19 protein-coding genes and 1 pseudogene are annotated in these 23436 nt (G+C 46.6%); 6 read left to right on the forward strand and 14 right to left on the reverse strand.

Annotation, left to right across the window (positions count from 1 at the left end; translation table 11 throughout):
* Nucleotides 1-132: 132 nt before the first annotated feature.
* The 4 genes from MIC7113_RS18245 to MIC7113_RS18260 form a co-directional block, all read right to left on the reverse strand.
* Nucleotides 133-2394, reverse strand: coding sequence for a ShlB/FhaC/HecB family hemolysin secretion/activation protein (locus tag MIC7113_RS18245; RefSeq protein WP_015183648.1), 2262 nt, complete (start codon nt 2392-2394; stop codon nt 133-135).
* On the reverse strand, nt 2375-2689 hold the full coding sequence (locus MIC7113_RS18250; RefSeq protein ID WP_155898031.1) for a hypothetical protein: 315 nt from the start codon (nt 2687-2689) through the stop codon (nt 2375-2377). Before MIC7113_RS18250 ends, MIC7113_RS18245 begins: the two co-directional genes overlap by 20 nt.
* A gap of 316 nt (nt 2690-3005) precedes the next feature.
* Nucleotides 3006-4250: a DUF4912 domain-containing protein gene (locus MIC7113_RS18255; RefSeq protein ID WP_015183650.1), complete on the reverse strand. Its 1245-nt coding sequence runs from the start codon at nt 4248-4250 to the stop codon at nt 3006-3008.
* Between the two features lie 669 nt (nt 4251-4919).
* Nucleotides 4920-5672, reverse strand: coding sequence for a superoxide dismutase (locus MIC7113_RS18260; protein WP_015183651.1), 753 nt, complete (start codon nt 5670-5672; stop codon nt 4920-4922).
* A 120-nt stretch (nt 5673-5792) separates the two neighbouring features.
* Between MIC7113_RS18260 and MIC7113_RS18265 the strand changes: the two genes are divergently transcribed.
* Nucleotides 5793-6563: an HAD family hydrolase gene (locus MIC7113_RS18265; protein WP_015183652.1), complete on the forward strand. Its 771-nt coding sequence runs from the start codon at nt 5793-5795 to the stop codon at nt 6561-6563.
* Between the two features lie 421 nt (nt 6564-6984).
* Nucleotides 6985-7326 (forward strand): hypothetical protein, encoded by a 342-nt coding sequence (locus MIC7113_RS35480; protein ID WP_015183653.1) that lies wholly within the window; start codon nt 6985-6987, stop codon nt 7324-7326.
* Nucleotides 7327-7350: 24 nt separating this feature from the next.
* Here MIC7113_RS35480 and MIC7113_RS18275 read toward each other — a convergent pair whose 3' ends face one another.
* Nucleotides 7351-9294 (reverse strand): PAS domain-containing sensor histidine kinase, encoded by a 1944-nt coding sequence (locus MIC7113_RS18275; RefSeq protein ID WP_015183654.1) that lies wholly within the window; start codon nt 9292-9294, stop codon nt 7351-7353.
* 184 nt (nt 9295-9478) lie between these two features.
* Between MIC7113_RS18275 and MIC7113_RS18280 the strand changes: the two genes are divergently transcribed.
* Nucleotides 9479-10105, forward strand: a complete 627-nt coding sequence (locus tag MIC7113_RS18280) for a Uma2 family endonuclease (protein ID WP_015183655.1) — start codon at nt 9479-9481, stop codon at nt 10103-10105.
* A 119-nt stretch (nt 10106-10224) separates the two neighbouring features.
* Here the strand turns inward: MIC7113_RS18280 and cobW are convergent, their stop codons facing one another.
* Nucleotides 10225-11265: a cobalamin biosynthesis protein CobW gene (cobW, locus tag MIC7113_RS18285; protein ID WP_015183656.1), complete on the reverse strand. Its 1041-nt coding sequence runs from the start codon at nt 11263-11265 to the stop codon at nt 10225-10227.
* Nucleotides 11266-11516: 251 nt separating this feature from the next.
* Here cobW and MIC7113_RS18290 point away from each other — a divergent pair.
* Nucleotides 11517-12921, forward strand: a pseudogene (locus tag MIC7113_RS18290) (IS1634 family transposase).
* Between the two features lie 53 nt (nt 12922-12974).
* Here the strand turns inward: MIC7113_RS18290 and MIC7113_RS18295 are convergent.
* Nucleotides 12975-14441 (reverse strand): DUF4114 domain-containing protein, encoded by a 1467-nt coding sequence (locus MIC7113_RS18295; RefSeq protein ID WP_015183657.1) that lies wholly within the window; start codon nt 14439-14441, stop codon nt 12975-12977.
* 364 nt (nt 14442-14805) lie between these two features.
* Between MIC7113_RS18295 and argB the strand changes: the two genes are divergently transcribed.
* Nucleotides 14806-15732, forward strand: coding sequence for an acetylglutamate kinase (gene argB, locus MIC7113_RS18300; RefSeq protein ID WP_041780987.1), 927 nt, complete (start codon nt 14806-14808; stop codon nt 15730-15732).
* On the opposite strand, the gene MIC7113_RS18305 is transcribed toward argB, so the two are convergent.
* Together MIC7113_RS18305 and MIC7113_RS18310 are read right to left on the reverse strand one after the other, a co-directional pair.
* Nucleotides 15710-16243 (reverse strand): hypothetical protein, encoded by a 534-nt coding sequence (locus tag MIC7113_RS18305; protein WP_015183659.1) that lies wholly within the window; start codon nt 16241-16243, stop codon nt 15710-15712. The two genes, argB and MIC7113_RS18305, sit on opposite strands and share 23 nt — an antisense overlap.
* 315 nt (nt 16244-16558) lie before the next feature.
* Nucleotides 16559-18127, reverse strand: a complete 1569-nt coding sequence (locus tag MIC7113_RS18310; protein WP_015183660.1) for a hypothetical protein — start codon at nt 18125-18127, stop codon at nt 16559-16561.
* A 375-nt stretch (nt 18128-18502) separates the two neighbouring features.
* Here MIC7113_RS18310 and MIC7113_RS38680 point away from each other — a divergent pair, with 375 nt between their 5' ends.
* Complete coding sequence (locus MIC7113_RS38680) at nt 18503-18637, forward strand: hypothetical protein (protein WP_015183661.1); 135 nt, start codon at nt 18503-18505, stop codon at nt 18635-18637.
* An 8-nt stretch (nt 18638-18645) separates the two neighbouring features.
* On the opposite strand, the gene MIC7113_RS18315 is transcribed toward MIC7113_RS38680, so the two are convergent.
* From MIC7113_RS18315 to MIC7113_RS18335, 5 genes are all read right to left on the reverse strand, one after another.
* Nucleotides 18646-19473 (reverse strand): ABC transporter permease, encoded by an 828-nt coding sequence (locus MIC7113_RS18315; protein ID WP_015183662.1) that lies wholly within the window; start codon nt 19471-19473, stop codon nt 18646-18648.
* A 205-nt stretch (nt 19474-19678) separates the two neighbouring features.
* Nucleotides 19679-21079, reverse strand: coding sequence for a carotenoid oxygenase family protein (locus MIC7113_RS18320; RefSeq protein WP_015183663.1), 1401 nt, complete (start codon nt 21077-21079; stop codon nt 19679-19681).
* Between the two features lie 119 nt (nt 21080-21198).
* A complete protein-coding gene (locus tag MIC7113_RS18325; protein ID WP_015183664.1) occupies nt 21199-21735 on the reverse strand; it encodes a shikimate kinase in 537 nt (178 codons plus the stop codon).
* Nucleotides 21736-21883: 148 nt separating this feature from the next.
* Nucleotides 21884-22633, reverse strand: a complete 750-nt coding sequence (locus MIC7113_RS18330) for a hypothetical protein (RefSeq protein WP_015183665.1) — start codon at nt 22631-22633, stop codon at nt 21884-21886.
* 80 nt (nt 22634-22713) lie between these two features.
* Nucleotides 22714-23322: a flavin prenyltransferase UbiX gene (locus tag MIC7113_RS18335; RefSeq protein WP_015183666.1), complete on the reverse strand. Its 609-nt coding sequence runs from the start codon at nt 23320-23322 to the stop codon at nt 22714-22716.
* Nucleotides 23323-23436: the final 114 nt, after the last annotated feature.

The following is a 23436-nucleotide window of genomic DNA, read 5'->3' on the forward strand; positions in this document are numbered from 1 at the left end:
TTATGCTTGAGAGTAGTTTAATCGTCCCACAAAATTGGGGATAAAACTTCTATCACCTGGAATAGGTGGGAATTAGGAATTGGGGCAATTCTCCAAGAGTCCTCCTGGTCTCCAATTACCCATTACCCATCTTTAAAATTGATAGCGAACACTAAAATAAAAGCCTCGGTCTTGAGCATTCTCGCCTCGATCATCGACCTTAATTAAGGGATGACCATAGTCCACTCGCAGACTCAATCCCGGTTGGGCTTCCCAAATAATGCCCAAACCAATACCCGCTAAAAACCGTTGTGAGGGTAAAAATTGATTATTCGGATTATCTGACTTATTCCAGACGACACCGGCATCGAAAAAGGGCGCGAGTTGAAAGATAGACGCACCCGCTTCATTTCGCTGTAGGGTAATACGGTCTTCCACGGAGAAGCGCACCCCATTGTCACCGGAGCGGATGTTTTGCCGATAGCCTCGTAAGGATTGACCGCCCCCAATCACAAATTGTTGGGATGGCAATAAACTATCCGGCGTGAGCTGAATGTCAGCTCCCACAATTAAGAAGTTATCCTCATTAAGAATTTGGACGCGCTGTATTTGACCCAGCCAGCTCACGAAACCCCCATCGGGTATAGGGTCAGGGTTAGTCGTGGCTCCCAAGGCACCGATGCCGAAACTAAAGAGCGATCGCAACGACCAAGCCCCTTTGACATCGCGACGCAAATAATCTTGACCAAACTTAATCACTCTCGTACTACTCACCCCATTTTCATCCGGGCCAATGCCAAAAGGAGACGGTGAACCAAACAAAAAGGTCTGTCCTTCCTGGTAGGTAAATCCCAGAGATAAAGCCAATTCTTCCCTGGGTGAGCGAATTAACGGCTGCCGAAAACTCATCTCATACAGCTCAGATTCCCCTCCAATATCAAAGACGTTCAGCGGTTCTTGGGTAATTCTATTACGACTCGGAGCGGCTCTGAGTTGCAGAGTTCCGTTCATTGGATTCAGGGGGATGCGGTAGCTAAAGTCAAAACTATCCGCGCCACTGGTGGTCGTGTGGTAGTAGGAGGCGGCAATTTCATCTCCGTAGCCGGTCAGGTTGCGATAGAGCAAGTTGAGTCCCAACCGTTCGGAACCCACACTAGGCGGCGAGTAGTTGTCAATGCTGACACTGCCTTCAAAAGGATCAGCTTCAACCACCCGAACAATCAGAATGCTCTGTCCTACACCCGTTCCCGCTCGCAGCGACGCTTCTACATTCTCAAATAAGGGGTCGGCTCGGAGCAACCGCAATTGGTCTTCCAACTTACCCGTATTCAGTGGTTTGCCGGTACCCAACTGCACACGAGAGCGAATATAACCGGGTTTGACTCGGCGCGTTCCCTCGACTTGAATCTCTTCCAAACTGCCTTCGATCACGGCAATTTCTACAACCCCATCTGGAGGAATCACTTGATTAGCCAAAATCGCTCTAGAAGTGATGTAGCCCTGATCCAAGTACAATTGGGTGATTTTATCGGCAACTTCTCTGAGTTGTTCCAGACTCAGGGTACGCCCCTCATAGGGTTGCACGATGGGATTGAGTTGCTGTGAACCAAAGACAGTACTACCCGTTACTTTGATCGTTTTGACGGGTATCGTCTGAGTGCTTGGCTCTGTTGTGGGTGTTGGGGTGGGTTGAGTCGGTGTCTGGTTGTTAGGAGATTCCAGTGTTGGGGTGGGTGAGGGTTGAATCGGTGAGGGTTGAGTCGGTGAGTTTACATCAGGTATTTCCAGTTTTGGGATAGGAGCCTGTTGAGTGGGTGAGTCTATATCGGGTATTTCCAGTTTTGGGATAGGAGACTGTTGAGTCGGTGAGGTTGAGTCCGGTGTTAGGGGGGCTGGAGTGGTAGATGGTTGTAAAAAGCGCTCTTGGTTGGGGTTGGGTTGTAGCTCCTGTGGGGGGATGGGTGGGGGAGTTGTCGGGATCTGCGCTTGTAGGAATAAGGGTGGGAGAAAGCTTTCACCGCTCAAAGGCATGAGCTTGGTGGGGGAGAGGGAAAATACAGAAAAAGCGGAGAAGTCTTCCCACTTGAGCCGCGAATTTGGGTGAACCTTCTCTGGCGTGCCGAGTAGCCCTGATGCGGCTTTGCTCACGGTAGCTGGGTGTGGACGCTCCTCACGCACCAGGCTGGGTTGCCATGCGACTTGCTGTGTCAGATAACCTAGGGATTGAGGTGCCAGTGCTGGCAAAGGTTCCAAGAACGAGGGCGAAGCAGAAGTGCGCGGTGCGTTGTGGATCGGATCAAGACTGGAAGGGCTGGCTGAAAGTGTTGTTGTTGAGAAGGCAATTTCGTAGTCGTACTCCGGAAGAGAAATTGAGGGGTGGAATAGAGGTTTTCCTTCAAAATAGCTGTCTCCCACGGATAAGGGTGAGGAGTCCTTCTCTAAAGGATAGAGTCGGAATTTTTGCCGGGGATTGCTCCAGGTATCCCGCTTCTAGGACGTCCTGGATGTTACTTTCCGGGTTTTTAATGTCTTCTGATGCCTCTGGTGAAGCCGTTGGCGTTGCCGCATTCGCGTCTGTGCAGCAGGGCGAGGCATCAACATAGTGATTGGGAAAGACTAATACGCCGCCGATACTACCCGTAACAGCCATTCCCACACCAAATGGGGCTAGTTTCCGTACCAGAGACTTAGCTAGCAAGCCTTTGATCACAACCTCACACCTACACAATCCCATCTCGAAGCGCATGGGTTTCTTATTCTCCTTAGGTCAATGTCATCGAGAGATTTTGGTTCACCCCCCCTAGTGAGGAGATGTCCCCCAAAAGCTTTCTGTTGATGACGAATAGAAGCAAAAATTTTTGCCTTACATCGTTATAGCCGATTGCCTAGGCTCTCGATGCCACTGTGTTTATTTATTACAAATAAATTCATTGACTAACCGTATGCTCTACATCTCGGCGATATCTCTGGAAAAAAATCCCCCGACTATTGCCGGGGGAAAAGCTTAAGCTTTAATTAACAGCTTTCTACGCGAACCATTCTGGAACGGCTTCTTCTTTGGTGTTGGTGTTGCGTGATGGTGTTTCGCGGTTAAATTTCATGTGAATTGAGCGAGTCTGCTCTCCATCGGCTGCCACCCCGACAATTGGGTAGTCAATCAATCCATCTTGGAAGGACATCTGGAAGCGGAAAGTGCCATCGGGATTCAGCTTGATTGGACGTCCGCCAATGGTTACGGTGGCATCTGGCTCGGTAGCACCGTACACAATCAACTCAGCATCTGCAACTAACCAGAACTGGCGAGGACGCATTGGGATCGCAGAAGCGGAGAAGCCAGCCCCCGACATGCCAACACCGGACATGTTCAAACCAGATGCCGTCGGGACAGCCCACATGCCCACACCGGAGGGGAAGACATAGGAGCTGATGGATTGTTCGTGGATTGGGGCTTGCTGCATGGAACCGTATAGAGAACCGGCCACACGCTGAGCTTCGGCGGATTTCGCCATGCCAAAGATCGCGTCGTAGATCGCATTCGTACTGCCTTCTTGAGTTCCCGCGCTTGTCGCCATCCGCTTGCTGGGGGGAACCAACGTGTAGACAGTCTTGTCGCGTAAGTCTTCCTCCCAGCTAACGGTGATGAATTGATCTTCAATCCAGTCGGAGGGATAAACCGGAGGAACACGCACTGGGGCGGAACGAGCTAAAGTTAACCAGCGACCATCGGCACAACGATAACCGATATCCACCGTGTAATCGCGATCGCTCACAGGCATGGGCAAGTACCATTCCCGTGCTAGTTCGTCACAAGGATATTCTTGGACGCTATGGGGGCTTTGATAGTTAATGTCGATGTCGGTGACATCATAAATCCGTAGCGCTAGCTGTTGTCCGCCCTGACTCCGCAAGTCTTCTTTATGGTCATTAGGAATATCCCAATAGGCATAACACCATTGGGGGTCGCGGGGCATCAGCACAATCCGGCTTTCACCGTAACCACCGGGTAAATCCCCTAACCCCTCATCCACAGACGCGAGGGTACCACCAGTACGATCATCCTGACCTAATTCAAACTTTGCAGCTTCCACTTCTTCTTGTGCCTCCACTGTGCGAGATAGACTCGGAGAGATTTTTGTGCGTTGGATCTTTTGTATTTCTGCCAGCAATTGCGCTTTACGCATCCGGCTGTAACGAGAGATGCCGTACTCACTAGCGACTTTTCGTAGTTGCCGCAAGGTCATCTCTTCTAAAGGTGGGCGTTCTTTTGCCATGATGTTTGCTCTCCAATATTTAAGACGGCATGTAGGTCAATCCTGATGAATGAAAGACAAAAATTTAGTTTGTCATACAGCTCTTAAAGTGCTGAATCTCCAGGCTTTTCAACTTTTAGTTACTCACCGTTTTTGATGTGTGATGCCCTGTTGGCTTTTGGCAAAGGGGTATCATTCATACAGCTACTTGGGATCGATTCATACAGCTACTTGGGATTGAGCCAGCCGTCGATGAACTCAGAGATGCTAATCTCTTAGCATTTCTTCGGGATCGCTTTATAAAACTATGTAACAGAAGATCCCTGGGTTAGGTCAAGGGGATTAATCACCTGATTTTCGGTAAGTTGACGAATTTACAGGCATGACGGGGATCGATTGTCATCATTTCATGACATTTAAGCTTCGGCTGGGATCAAGGGGGATCATATTGTCTGGAGATTTCCCAGGACTCTATTCAGGCTTACTAACCGGGAATTGGAGGAAAGTCAAGGTTTGATGACAAAAGACAGAATACAGAGTGCAGCCTCCCTTCCTGGGATGGATTGGCACGAATCAAACCGAATCAGGTTGAGCAAAAATAAGGAAGGGGAGTAATAACTCCCCTGCCCGCTTGCCTGCTTACCGTTGAACATAGAATCCCTGCCAATTAAGCGACAGGGAGGTCAATTCTTAAGATTTCATCGCTTGCTCATAGCGTTTGTTCACTTCATCCCAGTTAATGACATTCCACCAAGCGGTTAAGTAATCAGCACGCTTATTTTGGTATTTCAGATAGTAAGCATGTTCCCAAACATCGTTACCCATAATCGGAAAGCTGCCCTCCATGAGAGGACTGTCTTGATTCGCCGTACTCATTACTTGCAGCTTGCCATCTTTAGAACGAACTAGCCAAGCCCATCCACTGCCGAAACGCTTGGTTCCGGCTTCATTAAATTGCTGCTTAAATTTATCGAAGCTGCCGAAAGAATCTGTAATGGCTTTAGCGATCGCACCTTTGGGTTCTCCACCACCATTCGGCCCCATAATTTCCCAGAACATGGTGTGATTCACATGACCCCCACCGTTGTTGCGTACCGTTGTCCGAATATCTTCCGGCACACTACTCAGGTTACGCAGCAAGTCTTCAGGACTCTTCCCTTTGAGTTGTGGGTACTTATTGACAGCGTCATTCAAGTTTTTCACATAAGCCGCATGGTGCTTGTCATGATGAAACTGCATGGTTGCTTCGTCGATATGGGGTTCCAGGGCATTGTAAGCATAAGGTAGAGGGGGTAGTTTGAAAGTCTCTGTACCTGCCTGATTCTGCTTATTGTCTGAGGTCGGTTTTGCCGCAGGTTCAGCGGCACAGGCAATATTGGCCAAAGCCAATGTCCCTGTAGTGGCACCGAGTAACACGAGAAAATTGCGACGATTAAGAGCCATAAGACTGATCAAATCCTGACAATTGACAGCGCTAGTATATCCTTGGGTGAAGTGTCCCGCTCGATTGTTGCTAGCCGGACTGCTAATCTTAATCCCAAGAGTTTTGGGAAATAAATCGGCATGGGAGAACTTCGGGCATTAATTTTTGATGTTGATGGAACGTTAGCGGATACTGAACGGGATGGTCACCGAGTGGCGTTCAATCGTGCCTTTGCCAGATCGGGACTGCATTGGGATTGGTCGGTTGAGTTGTATGGTGAATTACTGGCGATCGCAGGTGGCAAAGAGCGCATTCGCTTTTACATTAAGGAGTATCAACCGGATTTTGAGCCGCCTACCGATTTAGACAAATTTATCGCTGACCTTCATGCCATTAAAACTCGATATTATCAACAAATCGTCGCCGAGGGAGCCATCCCTTTGCGCCTTGGGGTGAAGCGATTGTTGAAAGAAGCAAGAGAACAAGGGATGCGCTTAGCGATCGCCACCACAGCCGCTTTGCCGAATGTTACCGCTTTATTAGAACATACCCTCGGTTCAGATAGTCCCTCTTGGTTTGAGGTGATAGCCGCAGGTGATATCGTACCCGCTAAAAAGCCCGCTCCAGATATTTATCATTATGTACTGGAAACAATGGGTTTAGAGGCGCGGGATTGTTTGGTGTTTGAGGACTCCAATCACGGTTTCTGGGCATCTTCTCAAGCGGGATTAAAGACCGTTGTTACCGTCAATCCTTACACACAAAACCAGGATTTTTCCGGTGCCTTATTAGTATTAACTGACCTGGGAGAACCCGATCAACCCTTTACTGTATTGGCTGGTGATGCTGGGGATTGGAAGTACTTGGATATGTCACTGGTGCATCACTTGCACTCTGTACACTCGGATTGACTAGTGCAAGAAGGCAGTAGACAGGAGGCAGGAGGCAGAAGGGATATTGGTTGTACAGGAAGCTTTTTGACTTTTTTGAACGGGTGGGGTATTTTCGCCCCGTTGCACTAGGCACTACGACTCTCGACGGCTACAGGTCAACTTATGCCTACGTTATCCTGCTTGAGAAGTACAACTTGAGCCAACCATCCGGAATCAGCTTCTGCCATTTTGAAGCATCTTTACAAGCAAGGCACGAAATTTACATCAGACTTATTGCATAAATGTCGAAGCTCATAGCGATACATTCTATAGCAACATAAATGTAATTCATTGAGTGCAATCACTCTAGAATGCTGTGCTTGATGAGTGACTTGTTTTTAGAGTTTGCTCTGTCAGTTCGACCATTCAACTTTTACAGATTGTTTTAAGGTTTACTACAGTGACAAGTGGAATATTTCCTTCACCAGACCATCTACAACCTGAGGAAACAAGTGCAAAACAGCAACAACAGCCACTATCTTCGGCAGTAAAATCCGCTTCATCAAAAAACCAGCTAGAAGCTTTTGCTTTATTTTGTGTGCAGTATCCTAACTTTTTTAAGTTTATATTCCAGTGTCTTTTAACGGCAGTTGTTTTGGGTTTTTGTATGACTCAATTAGCTAAGGATACAGAAAAAGATAATGCTTTATACTGGAGTGGTATAACCTCGATGATGGCGTGGTGGATGCCATCTCCTAACTCTGGAAAGAGTTCTTCATCCGATGAAAGCGCTGAATCTTAGGAAGCCAAGTCGTCTGTTGAACAGTTAACAGGTCTGATGGGAAGAGGATGTAATCGGTAGCGTAAACCAGAAGCGAGCGCCTGTTCCCGGACTACTTACCGCTCCAATCTTTCCCCCATGAGCCGTAATGATTTGACGACAAATGTAGAGTCCTAATCCAAAACCAAGCGAGCGTTTAATTGAGGAACCTCGACGATATAAATCGAACAGGTGTTCACATTCTTTTTGAGCCATCCCCACGCCATTATCCTGAATGATACAACAAACTAAAGTCCCTTCAATTTCGGCTTGTAGCTTCAACGTCAGTCCTGGTGGATTGTGATTTAAGGCATTGGAAATCAAATTTTCAAACACGCGCCACAGTTGTGTTGAATCGGCATTGATTTGGGGTAAATCGGCTGGAATTAAATTGATCACAGTGGCTTGATTTTTGGTTAATATGGGTTCCAAGTCAGCCACAACTTCCTGAATAAATGGATACAGTTCTAGGGGTTGGCAGTGAATGACCATCCCTTTGACTTCATTAACTTGGGCTTCTAGGAGGGTGTTAATTAAGTTAAGTTGGCGATCGCCACTTTGAATCATCCGCTCTAAAATCCGACGAGGCAGTTCAATTTTGTCTCCGGACTGCTGCTCTAAGTTTTTCAGCACCATTAATGTTCCCGTTACGGGATTACGCAGGTCATGAGAAACGGCATGAAAAAAAACTCGTAGGGCTTCTTCTGAAAGTTTGCGATCGGTAATATCTTCAACTAATCCTTCATAATACAACAGGATATTCTGCTCATCCCGTACCTCTCGTGCATTGATATTAATCCAAATTACATTACCGTCTTTACGATAGATTTGTGCCTCAAATTCCGATACCATGCCATTATGCTGCATTATTTTCATGCACTCGGCATAACAGTTGGGGTCAACAAACAATTGATGTTGAATATCTGTAAGAGATTCGATCAATTCCTCTGGTGAATTGAAGCCATAGATTCGTGCGAGTGCAGGATTTGCTGTAATATAACCACCTTGAGGAGAACTCTGAAAAATCCCTTCCAGTGCATTCTCAAAAATACTGCGGTATTTCGCTTCAGCCGCCTCTACTCGTTGATAGGCGAGTTCCAATTCTCGACGAGCGGAAAATTCAGCTTGTTGCAAGCGTTCGTATAAGTAAACTGATAAGTCACAAACCAAACAGACCCAAAATAGAGGTAAAGTACCTGCAACATAATCCAGCACGCGGTCATAGGCTGACAAACTCAGCGCTGCATTCACGACCCAATAGCAGACGTAAGCAATGAATTGAGAGGTGACATGAAGCCGCCAACGCACTGGAATTAGGGTCGCCTGGATAATAAATACAATCATCCAGAGGGGCTTTAGTAATATAGGAACACGGTATAGGGCGACGGTCGTCTGAGTCACGATTGTTAACGACCAGGAAAAAGCGAGAAACATTGCTCCTGGGTAACGACGACCTAACGGTGTTTTGTGCAGCCAATAGCAGGTGATGAGGCAAAATGCTACAACAGCACTGCTAATGAAATAGGACGATTTGAAGGGTTTTTGCTCTGCTAAATCTTCAACGGTTGCCCAAAAGAAAAAGATGACCATTGTGAAAATAAAGGACATCCCCACCCACAAGGCAATCCGCAGGCGCTTCCAGAGGAACTGCTGTCGCCATGCTTGATAGTCGGCGGCAAGGGTATTTGTTGCCATGCCGAAGCCGGTATGCTCTTCGACCATGCTTCCCTTCGGGACGCTTCCCTCCGGGACGCTTCCCTCCGGGACGCTTCGCGAACGCGAACGCAAACGCTTGGCGACTGTCGCGTGACCCGATGCCGCTAATCTTGACGTTAAGGGCAATAATGCGCTGGCAACAGTTCGTACTCTCCCGAAAAAGCGATGCCCAAGGCGGTTCCGGTTCGCTTGGCGACCATCGCCCCATGTCTTGCCCTCCCGTTTCTGGCTCATCGGTCAACTCACTCAGCCAATACTGATTCATCGTAACCACCTACCCGGTTGGATGGTACTACAACTGGAGCGAGGTGGACTTCACCCAATCAGGGTGCTTTTTCCTTGGGGCAGGGGCGGACAGGATGCCCACCCTACAATTAGATATTTTTTGATAAGGGATAGCATAATAGTCGAAGTCCTTATGAGGGCAAGTAGACAAGTGCTAGCAGAACTTATCCAAGACTTAGAGCAGGAAACGCTGGACAATCTCGAAAGAGAGGAGCGGTTTATCACGAGCGAGGTGAGTTGGCAGCAGTATGAAGCGCTACTGCTCAAGCTAGAAGACAACTCCTACTATCGCATTACCTATCTCGATGGAGTGTTAGAAATCTTGTCACCAAGTCGCCGTCATGAAGGAGTTAAGAAACGCATTGCAACTTTGTTGGAAGTTTATTTTGAGGAAACTGACACAGAATATTTCCCGCTGGGTTCCACGACTTTACGCAGACAAGAGCAGCGGGGTGGCACGGAACCTGATGAAAGCTACTGCATTGGTACAGAAAAAGAGTTTCCTGATTTGGCTGTAGAAGTCGTTTTTACCAGTGGTGGAGTGGATAAGTTAGCTGTTTACAAAAAACTAGGGGTGACAGAGGTTTGGTTCTGGGAAAAGGGTCTATTTTCACTGCATTGTTTGCGGGGAGATAAATATGAATTTATCTCTAAGAGTGAGTTATTGCCCGATTTAAATGTAGCGCTGCTAGCCGAGTATGTGCAGCATCCCAATCCGCTTTTTGCCGTTAAAGAGTTTCGCAAACAACTTCGGGGGTAAACTAATTTTATTTTGTAGGGAATTAAGGCGATCGCATTTTTTGAGTCAAGCCCTAGGCGATTCCCTACTTTTGGGAACGAAGAGAGCGAACGGGATAGCTATGCTTCACCCATCCACCCTTAACCAGCACACAAAACCTCTTCAATTTTTGCCCGATCCAGTGCACAGCCAATCAATACCAAACGAGTCTGACGTTGTTCTGTGACTTGCCAAGGACGGTCAAAGAAATGCTCCAAGCGATCGCCGACTCCTTGCACCACCATCCGCATCGGCTTATTGGGAACCGCCACAAACCCTTTAATTCGGTAAATTTCTTGCTCTTGCACCAACTGTTTCAACTTTGCAGTTAGCACATTTGGCTCAAAGGATTGGTCTAAAATGACGTGAACTGAATTAATATCATCATCATGCTCATGTTCTTCCTCCGTGTCGTGGTGGCTGGGACGCGAGTCTAAGTTATCTTCTACCGCCGCATTGAATCCTAGCAATAGGTCAGGGTTAATCTCACCATTACGGCACGGAACCACCTTCACCCCTTGAGGCAACTGTTGCCGCAACCATTCCTGTACCTTGCTTTGAGTCTCGGCATCCACGCGATCGCTTTTTGTCAGCAACACCAAATCTGCACAAGCTAACTGGTCTTCAAACAGTTCCTCAATCGGCGTTTCATGCTCTAAATTAGGGTCAGCCTCACGTTGTGCTTGTAAGGCATCGAAGTCACCCACCAGAGTACCCGATGCGATCGCTTCACAATCTACAACGGTAATAACACCGTCTACCGTAGCACCCGTGCGAATCTCAGGCCAGCGGAATGCTTGAACCAAAGGCTTAGGCAAGGCTAACCCAGAAGTCTCAATCAACAAACAGTCAATTTGTTCACGACGCTTCAAGAGTTCTTGCATCGTGGGGAGAAACTCTTCTTGAACCGTGCAACACAAGCAGCCATTGGTTAATTCTACAATGTTGCTAGCTGTCTCTTCTTCGTCGTCGCATACTTGACAAGAACGCAAGAGTTCTCCATCAATCCCCACTTCGCCGAACTCATTGACAACCACAGCAATCCGTCGTCCTTGGTTGTTTTGGAGTAAGTGGCGCAGCAAGGTGGTTTTGCCACTCCCTAGAAAGCCAGTGACAACCGTAACGGGAATTTTGGCACCCATTGAGAACTCCTTGTGAACATGACCAGAGTTCCCATTAAACCGCAGGTATTGGCTTAAGGGAAGTGCGTTAGCTTTTGCAAAAGCTAGGGTTCATCACACTTAGACCGGAAGTTCCCCCGTACAGATGAACTACAAAGGGAGAAAAAGCTTGAGTGACGGGAACTAGAGCCATTTACTCCCAGAAAGCCGTACCCATGTTTTTAAGAATTTTTTAAGATTTTGGCGGGGAGATTTCTGGGACAATAGTAGCCATGTATATTGAACGAGTCCCTAACAGAAATTCACCCCCCGCTGTCCTCCTACGAGAGTCCTATCGTGAAGGGGGTAAAATCCGTAAAAGAACTTTAGCTAACCTGTCAAAATTACCGGATACTGTCATTGATAACTTGAGAATAGTGCTCAAAGGCGGCGCAGCTATTGAAAATCTCTCCGAATCATTCTCTGTAGAAAGAAGTCTACCTCATGGTCATGTAGCTGCGGTTTTAGGAACAATCAAAAAACTGTCTTTGCACCATCTAATCTCACCCTCAAATTCGAGAAAACGAGCTCTAGTTTTGGCGATGATCGTGGCGCGTCTCCTTGACCCTCGTTCCAAGTTAGCCACAGCGAGAGGATTGCACAGCGAAACGTGCAATTCATCGTTAAGTGAACTGTTGGGCTTAGAAAAAGCCGATGAGGATGAATTGTATGAAGCAATGGATTGGCTGGTATCCAAACAAGAATTAATCGAAAATGAGTTAGCCCTAAGACATCTATCCGAAGGAGCTTCGGAAACTTCTTGAACAAGAAGCTGTTCAACTCTCATTATTTGATGAAACTGACTTAGTAGAATTTTCTTGTTCTGATTACCCCAGTGAGCGGCTAATTGCTTGTCGCAACCCGATGCTTGCTCAAGAAAAGTCTTTGACTAGAATTGCTTTATTACAGGCGACACAGCAGGAACTCAATAAGATTGTTATCGCCACTTCACGAGATAAACGCGCCCTCAAAGGAGCCGACCAGATTGGACTGAGAGTGGGGCGAGTTCTCAATGCTACATGTGTGGGGAAATACTTTAATATTGCCATCACTGAGACAAGTTTTTCTTACTCATTGAATGAAGCGGCTATCGCCAATGATTCGGCTTTGGATGGAGTCTATATTATTCGGACTTCAGTCAAACCGGAGACTTTAGATGCGGCTCAAACGGTGAGAACCTATAAAAGCCTTTCTACTGTCGAACAAGCTTTCCGCAGTTATAAAACTATCGATTTGAAAGTACGTCCAATTTATCACCGTTTAGAACAGCGCGTCAAAGCTCACGTCTTCTTGTGTATGCTGGCTTATTATGTGGAGTGGCACATGAGGAAAGCTTTAGCTCCACTGCTGTTTGACGATGAAAAAGTCACAGTTGAACCGGAGGGAAAAAGTTCAATTGTTGCTCCATCTAAGCGTTCAAAGAAAGCCCGCGCTAAGGCAGCGACTAAAAAGACACCTGAAAAGCTTCCTGTCCATAGTTTTCGGACTTTAATGACTGATTTAGCAACGATTGTCAAAAATAAATTCCAGTCTAGTGGTCTGGAGACTTCTCTAATGTTTGAGAAAATTACTCAACCGACTCCACTCCAACAAAAAGCGTTAGATTTGTTAGAAGTTTCCTTAATTTGTACCCAGTAACAGCCGAGGAGTTGAGTCTCTCCCTCTCTCACAGCATAGGTTGTAGTTTTTTGTCAAAGGGGAACTTCCGCTAAAACATGAGTACCATGCTCACTGCCTTCTTCCGGTTGCAGCAGTGGGTTATCGTCATTGTCAATGCGATCGCTTCCTAAAATAATCCGGCTATAGTCAATATCAGGATTATTCCCACTAAACCCCGTATCAATGACACCAATTAGAGGCTGATTCGCTACAGGAAAGTCAAACTGAATCGGCTCAGAACCCCCTGGCTGCGTCACCATTGGGTCAAAATCTGAATCAACTGGCAGTGTGACAAGCGGTTGAGACGTAACAGGTAAGCTGTTCTCTGGAGTAACCCCATCTACCGGAGTCCAAACTCCGTCTACTTCTGTGAGTGGGGGAACTACTCCCTCTGAATCTACTGTCGGTAGAACGGCTGAATCAGAACCTGTTGGCAGATTAACGTAAGGAGTAGCGTAATTGATTAACGCTTGACCCAAATCTGTATTTCGCCAATCATAAGCAGGGTCGATCACATCATCCAGCTTCACGGCTGAACCAGTCGCCCCCCTCACCTGGAAGATAACGTCGTTGTAATCTTTGTCTGAAGTGGAGCAACCATCCATCCGTAAATCTTCCATCACGAAGGTATTGCCGTCCCCTGTGACATCCGCAATTTGCCCTAAATGGAAAGCATCATTAGGGTTCCTTGTTGAAAGCGAGAACAACGGACGGATTGCCCCATCAGCAGCAGGATTGCCGAACACTTCCTGCACCCTGCCATTCGGGACAAGCATTACCCCAAACGTGTCACCCGGACGCATCGAAAACGTATTTACACCCAGATAGTCCCCAGAGTTATAGTTGTCTTCCCAAGGCAAAGCCCCCTGGAACCTAGCTCCCTCTATGGCGTCAGAAATTACAATATGACCCAACTCAGAACCACTCAACGCCCGACGAGCAGCTTCTGCAATAAACTCATTTAAGTCTGTTTCATATTGCTCCATCCCCTCCAGACTGAAGATGGCGAGCTCACCTTGATACAAACCCCCATCAAACAAGTAATCAAGGCTCACTTGACCACTAGAACCTACAGTAAAAACCCCAGTTTTGACACTGGGGTTGCCAAATCCTGTTAGGGAATCTTGCTGTTGTAGAGATTTAGCATCTTGACTGGGAGTAGCCGAGAAACTCAAATTGTAGTCCGTGGTTATTTCGCTACCCGAATAAACTTTGATGTAATATTGCCCAGCATCAAGCGTTGCCAAGAGAGATTCCAACTCCGTGCCTGGTAAGACTGAGCTGTGCAACACCTTACCTTGACTATCGAGCAACTCTAACTCTGCATCAGCACTTAATCCACTCAAGGAAAGACTCAAACTGCTGCTACTTCCCACTGTGAAGCTGTAGTAATCCGCAGAATTAAGTGGACTTAGTGAATCAGTAAAACTTTGGAGATGGGGCGTAATCTCCAGACTTCTAGCTGTTCCTAACGTGTTGCCAGCAAAATCTTCGTGCATAGTAACCTCCGTAGATGCATTCCCGCACAGCACTCTTCCACCCATCAGGTGGATTTTTCTGCTATTAAATTTGGATAAGCCTTAATACCAATGTATTCCTATGGAGGGATGAAAGGCTCGTCCTTTGTTCCCAATCCAGAGGAAATTCATGCAAACTTGATAACCTGATGCTAAACAGTAAAGCTTTGATAAAGTTGCTCGTTCACCGGAAAAGGTGAGGTCATTCTGTGTGATGAGCGGTTCTCAATTTCCCATGTCAGGGTTCCACTACTTAGCTGACACGCCCGCTTGAACCAGAGAAATTAAGAGATGAAAAATGATTTAAACTGCTTTGGACGCCTTTTTTGTGTTAGATTTGCTGCCCATGAGTCACGATAGCAATTACATTAGGCAAGCTGAAGCTACCCGTGTGCGGGTGCTGAGTGAAGCACTACCCTACATCCAACAATTTACGGGTCGAACCGTCGTCGTCAAGTACGGGGGTGCGGCAATGAAAGACAGTTCCCTTAAAGACAAAGTGATCCGCGATGTCGTCTTTCTATCCTGCGTCGGTTTGCGACCGGTCGTCGTTCACGGAGGGGGGCCAGAAATTAATAGTTGGTTAGGGAAGCTGGGTATTGAGCCACAATTTAAAAATGGTCTGCGTGTGACCGATGCCGCCACGATGGATGTGGTGGAGATGGTATTAGTGGGTCGGGTGAATAAAGAACTCGTTTCTCTAATTAACCGTGCCGGTGGTAAAGCTGTGGGGCTTTGTGGCAAAGATGCAAATCTAATCAAAGCTCGTCCTGAAGGTCGAGAGGGCATTGGCTTTGTTGGGGAAGTTAGCAGTGTAGATATTAAGCTTTTAGAGTCTTTGGTGAATAGCGGCTACATTCCAGTCGTGTCGAGTGTTGCCGCAGATGATACCGGTCAAGCTTACAATATCAATGCTGATACCGTTGCAGGTGAAATCGCTGCCGCTTTGGGGGCAGAAAAGTTGATTTTACTCACCGATACTTCGGGAATTTTAAAGGATTACAAAGACCCCTCCACCCTGATTGCCAAGCTGGATATTCAAGAAGCGCGTGCCTTGATTGACACGGGTATTGTTGCCGGTGGCATGATTCCAAAGGTAACCTGTTGTGTGCGATCGCTTGCCCAAGGGGTTCGAGCCGCTCACATTATTGATGGTCGCATTCCCCATGCCCTGCTTTTGGAAATCTTCACCGATGAGGGGATTGGCTCAATGATTGTAGCATCGGAATTTATGCGTACCGCCGTCTCGTTTAGTAGCCAATCCGAATCCTAACTCCAGGCTGATTGTATCGATTATTGTATCGATTGTAGATGGGAGGATTATAGATAACCGAGGGTTGCCTGAATCTGCTGCGGGAATACCCTCGTGAATCAATAATTACGGGGTCAACGAGAACCGAATCAGTAATCCTTGAATTAATTACAGTCGGATTAATTAAAGTCGAATTCCGAATCACTCCACTGCCTGGTGTGATAATTCCTTGATTGTAGTCATTGTAGTTGTAGGGATTGTAATAGGAATTATTGGGATTGTAATAAGGATTGGAGTTATAAGGCGAAAGGGAAGAGGGAATCATGGTACCCGGAACCACCGGTACAGGGCTGGGAATGGGACTACCAATCACCTGGGTTGTAGAGGACTGTGTGGGAAATCCTCCAAATTGTGCCTGTGCTGGCATTCCGACTGATGTCAGCAGGACAATTCCCAGACTTAGGGGGGTTAAAGCTTTCGTCACTCTGAATCGATGGAAATAGGATTGCCGAGATGGAAGTGTGGAGAGCATAGCTTCACCTCAAAATATGAAGGAGATTCCTAGACTAATTGAATGTTTAACTGTCAATTGTGTTCCGCACCACGATTAAACTTTAATCCAATCCGGTCTTGGGCTACTCTCAAAGTACAACAAGGAGTATAGATTGCACCTCACCCTGTTGTATGAGCTAAAAGTATGGTGCGTTGAGAAGTGCCCTATATCTTCAGCAAGATACAGCAGATTTCAGGTAAATGAAGTACAGTTCCCCCTTTAATAAGGGGGGTTAGGGGGGTCAAAATGTACCTCATCAAATTGAAATCCGCTGTAATATAAAACTCAAATCAGTCACTCCTTGGAATGATTGGAATGATTGGTTGGTGTGGGGATTAACCAAACCACTAACCCCAGCAGTAAAGCAATAAAAAGTCCAACTAGAGTCTGAAGCAATAGATCAAAAAAATAATAGAAGAAGAAATGAATAAAGCTTGCTAAAGGAGACTCTGAATGTTGTTCCGGATGGAGGTAATTCAGAACAGTTTTTACAGGCGAGGAAATTTGGGAATAAATAGTACTAACCGCAAGACAAATTACAACAAGAGCAAACCAAATTTGTAATTTTTTCTCCCGTTGTTGAGCGGCAATTTCATTAGTACGCAAGGTTTCCTCTAAAGTGCGATCACGTTGTACTTTGTCAATTTCCACAATACCTCGAATTGAGGCGATCGCTTTTCCTACCAAGCTAGATTTCTGCATAGATTCATGAAGCTTGACTTTCAAATCATCTTGAAAAATCCCGGATGTTTTCTGAGGAAAACTGGAGAGAAAGCTTAAATCGTAATGGGGTAATCTTTCTTGAACTTGCCTTAGTCTTTCAACATAGTTTTTGGTATTCGCTTCAAGCGTTAAACGATCGCTTTCTATAGCTTGTATGCCGTCGGTATAGTCTAAAGCCAATTTAGGCAAGATTCTAAGTTTTTCTTTAAAGTCATTGACCTCAATATCAGATAGCGCTTGATTCAGTTCTGTTGAATGCTCTTGCTCTTGGGGAAGTTCCCCTATCTGATTAATGATTTCTATAATTTTTTGATTTTTGTCCTGAATCTCAGAATAGGCTTCTAAAGCAAGTTGATAAGCTTTAATTATTTTTTGCCTATAATATAATAAATCAATCATTTTTTGGTAAAAAAAACCAAAATTATTGTCTATTTTAGAATCAACTTTACCATTGAAAACTTCTCTAACAAACAGCCATACAACAATTTGACCATCACTGTGAGGCTGATAGGGATTTCCATATTCAAAAATCGGACTGCCAAATAGTTGACCTGATTGATATAAAGGTGGACACTGTTCCAACTCTTTCCCCAGGAAATTTTGTACACACTCATCTGCAATTTCTCGCCATAACCTTTGATTGGGCTGCTGTCGCTGGGATAGCCAACCCGTTAATAGAACGGTTTGCCCTATTGAGCTGCTAATATTTCTAGGTAAAAAACAATGATCTTGATTTAAATCTTTAAAAAATGTAAGTTCTAATTCTTCTGTCTTTTGGTTTTTTTCATTAAATTCAGGAATCCGAAGATTCAACGCTAAAGCATAGTTATTTTCTATTTTGAGAGGACATGCAAACCCAGTCATTCTGTGGCTTTGTGCTTGATGAAAAATTTGACCGACTAACGGTAAGGAAATCATGTTATCCGTGGCTCCTTCTAATAAAGCCACTCGCAACCCATCGGATATTTTTCTAATCTTGAGTTGTTGTTCAATTTTAAATTTTACAAAAATATCGTTGCATTTTTCCCAAAGTAGTTCGTCATCAAAATCTTTACTTAAAGAAGAATGAGGAATGGGTTCATGGCTAGAATGAAAGGCAAACAGATGAATATTAGGCGCATAAACTTTGTGACTCATCATTTAAACTCCAAACTAATTGACAGAGAAAGGGACGTTTTGTAACAAATCAGCAATCAAACGATTCTTCTAAACATCACTAGGTTCTATCCTCCAAATTGCCAATATTGAGTACAACGAAAAGAAGGAACTGAATGTCAATTCAGGTAATTGTTTCAAAGGCTAAGGCTAACATCAGTAATGACCGTTCTCTTTCAGGGAATCTTAATTTTTCAACAATATATTTCGAGTCGTTCAACTGCTGCGCCCAGCTCTGATATTGTAACTACCAGTGGTTGAAATGCTGTTGGATGACCATCTGAAAATCACAGCATTTCATTGGAACTGTCCTATGATTGAGGCTTTGAGCTTGGGAATCCTGACTCCCGCGATTATTCAATGGAAATTGAGGGTACTGCTGTACCTGAGACTTCCTCGATTTTGGGTGTATTAACCTTTGGTGCTATCTTGGGTTTCCAGCAGTGGCGCAAGCAGAAATTTACCCCTGATGCGAAGGATAGGGCAACTCATTGAGATTAAGATTAATCTTGTTGGTGAGCAAATTGGTAAGCTCCAGCCACGGCAAGCGCGATCGCAACCACTAGGAGAATTGGTATAGAATACCAGGGAAATTGGGAGAGCGGTAAGTAAGCCGCCGCACGTAGCCCCACACTGGTATAGGTGAGAGGCAGCAGATACACAACTCCTTTGAGCACCGTAGGTAACGTAGCCGGATCAAAAAACGTTGCGCCCAAAAACGACATGGGAACAATCACGAAGTTATTGTACAGTCCAACCGATTCCAGCGACTTCACATTTAATCCGACAATTACCCCCAAACCCGCAAATACAGCACAATTAAGCACCAGTAATAGCAAGAACAAGGGATTTAAGAAACTGGCAAACTTGCCTGTGAAGATTAGGGCGACTAAAATCACGGAACAGGACGTCATCATCCCACGGACAATTCCAGCCAGCATTCTACCTAAATACAGTGCCAAGGGATGCACGGGGACGAGGAGAGTTTCCTCAAAGGTTTTAGTAAAAATGCGATCGCCACAAATGGAAAAAGTAGTGCCGCCAAAACTAATCGTCATCGAAGACAAAGCAATCATTCCCGGCAGAATAAACTGCAAATAGTTATCACCAGCGGCAGGTTTCATAGTTGCGTCCAACGCACTCCCCAGCCCCAAACCAAATCCGATAATGTAAATCAGGGGTGACACCAAGCCAGCCGCCGCGACTTGTACAATTCGCACCCGCAAATCTAACCACTCTCCCCAAAAAATGGTGAGAGTGTCTGCCAGAATGGTTCGGAATTGTGAGCCTTTCGGGGTTTTGCTTAACGGAAGCGGAAGCAAAGAATTCACAGGTTTGAGTCTTCTATCAGGCTTTCTTCATTATTAGTTTACATTTCGTTGCATGTCAAAAGCTTGAGTCTGGGGAAATATTCTGAAATCTATCTTGCTTCTGGCTTGGTGCGTACCCGTAGCCCCGGTAACAGGTCAATTTGATTTTGACCCATTACCGATTACCCATTACCGATTACCCATTACCCCGAAAGACATCTAACCCTCATTTGGTATTAATAAGCTGTTCCTGCGACACCCAAGCACCATGAAAACCATAAGGTACCCGTTGAGGCATCAAGACTCGCGCCACAGGCTCAGCGCTTACATCTTGGGCATTCACCACCACGAGTTCAGAAGTCTCCTCACCCGTATCATAAACAAAAGTAACGAGCCAGCCGTCATCCTCAGCCGTTGCACCAGAGCGAGGAACAAATACCGCCTCGCCGCCATAGCGTCCCGCGCCAAATTCGTGAGTCTGGGAACTGCCATTGCTCAAGTCGTACTTAATTAGACCATCGAATAAGGGTATCGGATCGGGTGCTAACCTTGCCGTATAGCCGTATCGTGTCGCCCGTCCCAAGTACTGTTCATTCACGCGAGGAAAATCTGATGGACGCTCATCAAGCGCTTCTTCTTGAACAGTACCAGTATTGAGATTAAACCGCCAGCGATACAGACGAGCCTGATCTCCATCCGTTTCACCCGGCGTCGGTTCTGAGACTAAAACGCTGGTGCGACTCATCCGGCAGGCAACCAGTACCACCTCATCTCCCTCCTCATAGGCGTTAAGAGTATGGAACACATAGCAGGCAGGACTCTCGAACCAGCGGATGTTGTGATTGTCGCCATAGCGAGGGACGATACCGAAACGACTGGGGCGTTCTGGCTCAAACATTAACACTGGCTCACCCCGTTGCATCCGTTGCGGGCTGAAGGTGAGGGGCAAATCCATAAAAATGGTGTAATGCTCAGTGATGGCAAAATCATGCATCATCACACCGATGGGCAAGTCAATGGGTACAGTTCGCAACAGTTCCCCAGAAGCAGAAACGATGCCATAGTGCAGGTAGGGGGGTGCAGCAGGGGAGTAACCAAAGAACATCATCTCACCCGTGACCGGGTCTACCTTAGGATGAGCCGTGAAGGGAGAAACCAGCTTTTGATCATAGGTGTAAACTCCAGCCGTATCTAAACTAGGAAGCTTAATCGCGTGAGGCGCACCCCCTTCCCAAAGGGCGAAAAATTGACCCGCGTGCCATATCAGAGCGGTGTTTGCCGTATTCTTACCGGGGCCGTGAGGGTTATCCAGTTGGGGGGGTTCTAAGAGTCCAGTCCAGATGGCATGACCCGCATCCCGTTCAATATTAAAGCCTTGGGTTTGGATATAGCGGTTGTGATATTGGGCTTGACCGTTGCCAATTTGCACCCCATGTAACATTCCATCCCCATCAAACCAGTGATACTGACCGATTGGTGGAAATTGGGGATTTGGGCCATTCCGCACGAACATCCCGGATAAGTCAAGAGGCAATTGACCGATGACGGTGAGGGAATCTGCTGTGATTTCGTTGCGTATCGGCGCAAAATTACCCTCTAGAAAAGGATTGGCTGTTGTTGCGATCATCCTATTTACCTATTTACTTTTTTCTGCTTCTCACGTCCACTTATTTGTATAACGCCTTACTTTTAAATCGGGGACGATGTGATTCGGAAATCATTCGTTAGGAGGAGTAGGAGCGATCGCTAATCGTCCGATTTCAGCTTGTGAGGAATCTCAGCCATGATGCGTGAGACAATCTGTTCCGGCCTATCCTCCGCGCTAATTTGGATGTGAAGGTCAGCTTCGGCGTAAAGATTGCGGCGTTGGTCAAGAATTGTTTGCAAGGCTTGCGCGGGATTATCGTTTTGTAGTAAAGGGCGAGTCGTATCGTTTTGCAGGCGAGCCATTAACACCTCCACGGGTGAATCTAACCAAATCACCAAGCCGTGATGCAGATAACTCCAGTTAAATCGCTTGAGTACGATGCCACCCCCAGTTGCCACAGTCAACCGCGTGTGAGCCGATAAGTGGGAAAGGACTTCAGATTCGAGTTGGCGAAATGCCTCTTCACCCTCATCGGCAAAAATCTGATTAATACTTTTACCTGCCGCTTTCTCGATGACATTATCGGTGTCAACAAAACTGTAGCCTAGCTGACGGGCTAATAAATCTCCTACCGTTGTCTTTCCCGTACCCATCATGCCAACGAGAAAAACATTAATTCCTTTTAATTCCTTCACTGATAGATTGCACCCCGGCAATTGAGCAGCTTTGTGATCATACCTCCTCTTGGGTTTCAGCGGTTCTGGCAAGTCTTTTGATCAATCTTGCGAACTCATGCGCCGATCAGCATCCTCCAGGCAAAAGGGGAGAGCAAGTCGTTTTGGATTATCGCCGCCCTGGCTTGCTCGGTGCTTGATCATCAAAATCCTCATCATCTTCAAATCCCCAGTCTTCCTCGTCTTCACTCGGTTCTGGGGGTTTCTGATAGGGCGGCGTAATCACTCGATAGTTAGCATCGTAGACTTGGTCAGGCTTGGCGACACCTGACTGTGGGGTGTCTCGGTAGCTGAAGGAATAGACAGAGCCGCTCTGAGAGCTAGTTTTTGGCTCTTGTGGGACTTCATAGTTTGTGCCATCCATCGGTGGAGTGTCCCTTGGGGATGAACTAGAGCGATCGCCTTGCCAATCATCAACCTCTTGTGCCCTTGATGTGGGTGCAGCAGGCTCATCATCGAAGTCCCAGTCCTCTCGACTGCTTTCCTCCCAATCAGAGGTAACCCTGTTGCTTGGTGTTTGTGCAGGTGGCGGAGGTGGGGGTGAAGTGTATTGAGTTTGAGGTTCAGGCTCAGGGTTTTCTAAGGGTTCACGACGATAAGGACTTCTTCGGCGTGGCACTTCGTCGGGTTCTTCTCGACTCAGAGTCGAGTACCCTTTTTGCAGGGAACTGAGAAATTGTAAGAAAAAGCTAGTAAACGCTCCGGCTGCGATCGCCAAACCAATCCACGCCGCGACGGGTAGAGCCAGCGTCTGCGTCCCCAAAAATACCAATGGCAGTACTGGCGACAAATTTGAAAAGGCAAATAAGGCCAGTCCGCCCCCAACCACCACCAGCAGCACAATCCGAATAACAGGCATGTCAATGAGTTTTGAGGCTTAATTGCTATCTCTACGTTACTGCCTTACCACAAAACTCAAAAATCAAAATCTAAAACTCTTCACCCTCCTTGCCAACGCTTCATCGGAATACAATCAATATCGAGTTGGTCAAAGGCACGCGCCACCACAAAGTCCACCAAATCCTCAATGGTTTGGGGATTGTGGTACCAAGCCGGGATAGCAGGAACAATTCTGGCTCCGGCTTCGGCGAGGGTGGTTAGGTTACGCAAGTGAATCAAACTAAACGGTGTCTCGCGGGGCACAATCACCAGTTGACGCCCTTCTTTGAGCTGAACATCCGCCGCACGCTCCAGCAAATCGGAACTTAAGCCAGCCGCTAATTTGGCGACGGTACTCATACTACAAGGAATAATCACCATGCCTGACGTGCGGAAAGAGCCACTGGCGATCGCGGCTCCCACATCACCCGAACGGTGACACATGAGCTTCCCGCCCTCAGCTACCCCCGCTTGCTGACGCCAGAAATGCTCTTGTTGTTCGGGTTCTGGGGGCATCCGAATATCCTGCTCGGCTTGCCAGACCATGTAAGCTGATTTTGAAGCCACCAGTTCGATCGCATAGTCAGCCTCCAGCAGAAATTTTAACGCCCGTACAGCATAAATTAAGCCGGAGGCTCCGGTGACGCCTAAGATGAGAGGATTTGCCATTTGTTAGTGATGAAGTGAAAGTTTGAAGGTTAGTCAGGTTGAAGGTTGAAAGGTTGAAGGTTGAAAGGCTGAAAGGTTTGAATTTTCAACCTGCCAACTTCGCAACCTGAAGAG

This window comes from Allocoleopsis franciscana PCC 7113, from assembly GCF_000317515.1.
Taxonomy (GTDB): Bacteria; Cyanobacteriota; Cyanobacteriia; order Cyanobacteriales; family Coleofasciculaceae; genus Allocoleopsis; species Allocoleopsis franciscana.

Coding starts and splice junctions, on each gene's coding strand:
- MIC7113_RS18310 (WP_015183660.1), bottom strand. CDS start 18,127: ATGATGAGTCACAAAGTTTATGCGCCTAATATTCATCTGTTTGCCTTT.
- MIC7113_RS18335 (WP_015183666.1), bottom strand. CDS start 23,322: ATGGCAAATCCTCTCATCTTAGGCGTCACCGGAGCCTCCGGCTTAATT.
- MIC7113_RS18260 (WP_015183651.1), bottom strand. CDS start 5,672: ATGGCTCTTAATCGTCGCAATTTTCTCGTGTTACTCGGTGCCACTACA.
- MIC7113_RS18330 (WP_015183665.1), bottom strand. CDS start 22,633: ATGCCTGTTATTCGGATTGTGCTGCTGGTGGTGGTTGGGGGCGGACTG.
- MIC7113_RS18275 (WP_015183654.1), bottom strand. CDS start 9,294: ATGAGCCAGAAACGGGAGGGCAAGACATGGGGCGATGGTCGCCAAGCG.
- cobW (WP_015183656.1), bottom strand. CDS start 11,265: ATGGGTGCCAAAATTCCCGTTACGGTTGTCACTGGCTTTCTAGGGAGT.
- MIC7113_RS18255 (WP_015183650.1), bottom strand. CDS start 4,250: ATGGCAAAAGAACGCCCACCTTTAGAAGAGATGACCTTGCGGCAACTA.
- MIC7113_RS18265 (WP_015183652.1), top strand. CDS start 5,793: ATGGGAGAACTTCGGGCATTAATTTTTGATGTTGATGGAACGTTAGCG.
- MIC7113_RS18320 (WP_015183663.1), bottom strand. CDS start 21,079: ATGATCGCAACAACAGCCAATCCTTTTCTAGAGGGTAATTTTGCGCCG.
- MIC7113_RS18295 (WP_015183657.1), bottom strand. CDS start 14,441: ATGCACGAAGATTTTGCTGGCAACACGTTAGGAACAGCTAGAAGTCTG.
- MIC7113_RS18280 (WP_015183655.1), top strand. CDS start 9,479: ATGAGGGCAAGTAGACAAGTGCTAGCAGAACTTATCCAAGACTTAGAG.
- MIC7113_RS38680 (WP_015183661.1), top strand. CDS start 18,503: ATGGAAATTGAGGGTACTGCTGTACCTGAGACTTCCTCGATTTTGGGT.
- MIC7113_RS18305 (WP_015183659.1), bottom strand. CDS start 16,243: ATGCTCTCCACACTTCCATCTCGGCAATCCTATTTCCATCGATTCAGA.
- argB (WP_041780987.1), top strand. CDS start 14,806: ATGAGTCACGATAGCAATTACATTAGGCAAGCTGAAGCTACCCGTGTG.